General features: G+C 74.5%; 4 protein-coding genes. 3 read left to right on the top strand and 1 reads right to left on the bottom strand.

Features of this window, described 5'->3' with window-relative positions; all coding sequences use genetic code 11:
- Positions 1-55: 55 nt before the first annotated feature.
- Complete coding sequence (locus ACFXDE_RS43665) at positions 56-1,246, bottom strand: PP2C family protein-serine/threonine phosphatase (protein ID WP_380499771.1); 1,191 nt, start codon at positions 1,244-1,246, stop codon at positions 56-58.
- A gap of 212 nt (positions 1,247-1,458) precedes the next feature.
- Here ACFXDE_RS43665 and ACFXDE_RS43660 point away from each other — a divergent pair, with 212 nt between their 5' ends.
- From ACFXDE_RS43660 to ACFXDE_RS43650, 3 genes are all read left to right on the top strand, one after another.
- Positions 1,459-2,400 carry a PrsW family intramembrane metalloprotease gene (locus ACFXDE_RS43660; protein WP_380499770.1) on the top strand — a complete coding sequence of 314 codons (942 nt, stop codon included), beginning with the start codon at positions 1,459-1,461 and terminating at the stop codon, positions 2,398-2,400.
- 156 nt (positions 2,401-2,556) lie between these two features.
- Entirely contained in the window at positions 2,557-2,775 is a 219-nt protein-coding gene (locus ACFXDE_RS43655; RefSeq protein WP_380436654.1) for a heavy-metal-associated domain-containing protein, read from the top strand.
- Between the two features lie 72 nt (positions 2,776-2,847).
- Positions 2,848-4,519: heavy metal translocating P-type ATPase (locus tag ACFXDE_RS43650; protein ID WP_380499769.1), on the top strand; the 1,672-nt coding region annotated here is incomplete at its 3' end.

Genomic DNA, 4,519 nt, shown 5'->3' with positions numbered 1-4,519 from the left:
TGGGGCGCGACCGCGGATCCCCGCCGTCGCGCCCCCTCCCGTCACACCCCTCCCGTCACACCCCCTCCGCCGCCCGGTCGTCCGTCCGAGTGATCAACAGCAGCAGGGCGTCGTCCCCGAGCTTCCCGCCCGTGTGCGCCAGCAGATCCCCGTACACCCGCTCCACCGCCGCCTCCAGCTCCCCCGCCGAGCGCGCGGCCCCCTGAACCAGCTCCCCGACCCGCTCCGCCAGCGGATAGAACTCCCCGCTCCTGCGGTGCCGGGCCTCGATCACCCCGTCCGTGTAGAGCACGAGGACGTCGTCCACCCCGAAGTCCCGCCCCCAGCTGACCGGCTCCCCCGCCGCGAGCCGCCCGAGCCCGAGCGGCACCCACGGGTCCGGCGAGTCCAGTACGTGCGCCTTGCCCTCCCCGTCCACCCGGATCGGCGGCACGTGCCCGTACTGCAGCAGTTCGATCACCCCCGCCGTGCGGAACTCCACGAACAGCGCCGTCGTGAACTCCCCGTCCGGCACGTGCCGCTCGACGCTCGCCTCGACCCGCGCCGCGACGCCCCGCAGCCCGGTCTCGTCGTACGCGGCCTCGCGGAACGCGCCGAGCACGACCGCCGCGGTCTGCACGGCCGCGAGCCCCTTGCCCCGGACGTCCCCGACCGCGACCCGGGTGCCGTGCGGGGTCTCCAGCACCGAGTAGAGGTCCCCGCCGATGCGCGAGGCGTCCGCCGCCGACACGTACCGCACCGCCAGCCGCAGCGGTCCGACGACCGGCCCCGGCAGCCGCAGGATCGCCCGCTGGGCGGCCTCCGCCACCGAGCTGACGGCCGCGAACGCCGCCGCGCGCCGCATCCTGATCCTGGCGACCCAGGCGGAGAAGAGCGTCAGCACGATGTAGCTGAGCATCGCCCCGTAGACGAACCGCGCGTCGTTGATGTTGACGACCTCGTCGTAGCGGCTGAGCCCGAACACCGCGAGCAGCCCGACCGCGCAGACCGCGAACAGCTCACCGGGCCTGAGCGTCAGCGCGGCGATCACCGGGACGACGGTCATCAGCGGCGCGAGGTAGCGGTCCTTGCCGGAGAGCAGGTCGGCCAGGCCGACCACGACGATCGCGGCGACCGCCGGGGTGGCCCGCCGCCAGAACGGGACGTCCTGGAGGTCCGCGGCCAGCAAGGCGTCGCGCTGCCGGTCCGGTGGCAGCCCGGCGGCCGTGGGGGCCGCGGGCGACTGGGCGCGGCGGATCGGGAACACATATCGAACATATCGGACGATCAAGGCGCCCACCCTCCCCAGCCCGCGGCAGCCCGACCGGCCGCCCCGCACGGACCCTCCGCGACCCCTTCCCGGACCAGGACGGACCGTACCGAAACACCCCATTTGTCATACAGTGCGACCACGGCAGCCGGGCGACCGGCCGAGCGAGCGACCGACCAGACCAGCCACGCAGATGGAGGCCATGACCGGTGTCCGGGTACCGCAACACCTCGCGCATCTCCGACCGCCGGACCGGCCCGGCGGCGCAGCCGGTGCACTGGCCGCGGGTCCTCCTCGCCGGTTCGGCCCTGTGGGTCGCCACGGTCGTCGTCACGTTCTTCACGGCCGACAGCAACCTCGTCCCGACGATCGTGCTGCTCGGCAGCTTCCTCGTGCCGGCCACCGTGGTCGTGTGGGCGTACGAGCGCCACGCCGCCGACCTCGGCCCGGACCGGCTCCTCGCCTGCTTCGGCCTCGGCGGCATCATCGGCGTCCTCGGCGCCTCCGTCCTGGAGACGTACCTGCTCTCGCCGTCGGTCTGGATGTACGTGGGCGTCGGCCTGATCGAGGAGGCGGTCAAGCTCGCCGCGCTGGTTCTGGTCTGCCGGCGGCTACGGGTGAGCGGCCTGCGGTACGGGCTGGTGCTGGGCGCGACGGTCGGCGCGGGCTTCGCGGCCTTCGAGAGCGCCGGATACGCGTTCAACGCCGTGCTGAGCGTCCAGGGGCTCTCCCTCAGAGACCTGGTCGAGACGGAGATCCTGCGCGGGCTGGTGGCACCGGTCGGCCACGTCCTGTGGACGGCGATCGCCGGCGGCGTGCTGTTCCGCGAGCGGCGCGCCGGCCGCTTCCGGCTCACCACCCCGGTCGTCGTCACCTACCTGGGCGTATCGCTGCTGCACGCGCTCTGGGACAGCATGGGCGGGATCGCCGTCTGGCTGGTCGCGAGGACCACCGCGAGCGACTGGCAGCGCGCCCTGTTCGACCTCGGCCACATGCCGGACCCGACCACCGGGCAGGTCCACCTCTACACCTTCTACGACACGGCCGGCCTGGTCGTGGTCTCCTTGGGTGGACTGCTGTGGCTGAGGGTGCTGGCCCGGCGGGACCGGGCGGCGCCGATCCCGGCCCAGTTCCCGTCCGCTCCGGCGTGAGCGCCCCGCCGCTCACCGCCGAACCGCCGAACCGCCCGGACGGCGGTGCGATCCGCATCACCACACCCCTCCACGGAATACCCCGCAGGGGTATGGTGTGATGAGCATGAGAACCCGGGTACCGCCCGGGGCCGCACAGACCTCCCGGAGGCCCGGATGTCCAGCACCATCACCTACACCGTCACCGGCATGAGCTGCGGCCACTGCGAGAACGCGATCAGCGAGGAACTGTCCGCCCTGACCGGCGTCACCGAGGTGGCCGCCGACGCCAAGGCCGGCACCGTGACCGTCTCCTCCGCCGCCCCGTTGGACGACGAGCAGGTCCGCGCGGCCGTCGACGAGGCCGGCTACGAGCTGGTCGGCCGCAGCGCCTGAGCCCGTCCGGCACGGCGGGCCCGGGCAGCGGGCCCGCCGGCCGCCCCACGCCACACCGTCCCTAGGAGCAGCATGAGTACGACGGCACCCGGGATCGAGGGCGCCACCGGCACGGGGGGCCGGGAGCACGCCCCGGACCGGGTCGAGCTGTCGATCGGCGGGATGACCTGCGCCGCGTGCGCGGCCCGGGTCGAGAAGAAGCTCAACCGGATGGACGGCGTCGAGGCCACCGTCAACTTCGCCACCGAGCGGGCCCGGGTCGACTACGGCCCCGGCGTCTCGGTCGAGGACCTGATCGCCACCGTGGAGCGCACCGGCTACACCGCCGAACTCCCGGCGCCCCCGGCGGCCGCCGTGCCCGAGCCGGCCGAGGCCGCCACGCCGGAGCCGCCCGCCGACCCCCTGCTCGACCGCTTGCGGACCAGCACCCTCCTCGGCATCCCCGTGGTGCTGCTGTCGATGGTCCCGGCCCTGCAGTTCGCCAACTGGCAGTGGCTGGCCTTCGCCCTCACCGGCCCGGTCGTCGTGTACGGCGGCCTGCCGTTCCACCGCGCCGCCTGGACGAACCTCAAGCACGGCGCCGCGACGATGGACACCCTCGTGTCGCTCGGCACCCTGGCCGCCTTCGGCTGGTCGTTCTGGGCGCTGTTCTGGGGCCACGCCGGGGTGCCGGGGATGCACCACCCGTTCTCGCTCACGGTCGGCGACACCGACGCCTCGTCCACCCTGTACCTGGAGACGGCCGCCGCCGTCACCGTGCTGATCCTGCTCGGCCGCCACCTGGAGGCCCGCTCCAAGCGCCGGGCCGGCGCCGCCCTGCACGCCCTGCTGGACCTCGGTGCCCGGGACGTGGCGGTGCGCCGGGCCGGCCGCGAGGTGCGGGTCCCGATCGCCGAACTCGCGGTGGGGGACCGGTTCGTGGTCCGTCCCGGCGAGAAGATCGCCACCGACGGCGTCGTCGTCGAGGGCACCTCCGCCGTGGACGCCTCGATGCTCACCGGCGAGTCCGCCCCGGTCGAGGTCGCCGCCGGCGACGCCGTCACCGGCGCCACCGTCAACGCGGGCGGCCGGCTCGTCGTCGAGGCCACCAGGGTCGGCACGGACACCCGCCTCGCCCGCATGGCCAAGCTGGTGGAGGACGCCCAGAACGGCAAGGCCGCCGCCCAGCGCCTCGCCGACCGGATCTCCGCCGTCTTCGTCCCGGTCGTCGTGCTGATCGCGCTCGCCGCCCTGGTCGGCCGGCTCCTCGCCACCGACAGCCCGACCGCGGCGTTCACCTCCGCCGTCGCCGTGCTGATCATCGCCTGCCCGTGCGCCCTCGGCCTCGCCACGCCGACCGCGCTGCTGGTCGGCACCGGCCGCGGCGCCCAGCTCGGCATCCTGATCAAGGGCCCGGAGGTGCTGGAGACGACCCGCAAGGTCGACACCATCGTCCTCGACAAGACCGGCACCGTCACCACCGGCCGGATGACCCTGCTCGCCGTCCACACCGCCGACGGCGTCACCGAGACCGAGGCCCTGCGCCTCGCGGGCGCCGTGGAACACGCCTCCGAGCACCCGATCGCCGCCGCCATCGCCGGCGCCGCGGCCGAGCGGACCGGCGGGCTGCCGCCCGTCGACGGCTTCGAGAGCATCCCGGGCCTCGGCGTCCGGGGCGTCGTCGACGGCCACGCGGTGGTCGCCGGCCGGGAGGAACTCCTCGCGGAGCACGCCCGGCCCCTGCCCGAACGCTTGGCCGCGGCCA

This window comes from Kitasatospora sp. NPDC059408 (assembly GCF_042751525.1).
Lineage (GTDB): Bacteria > Actinomycetota > Actinomycetes > Streptomycetales > Streptomycetaceae > Kitasatospora.
The sequence above is the reverse complement of the archived record's forward strand: the minus strand, read 5'-3'. Positions and strand labels throughout refer to the sequence as shown.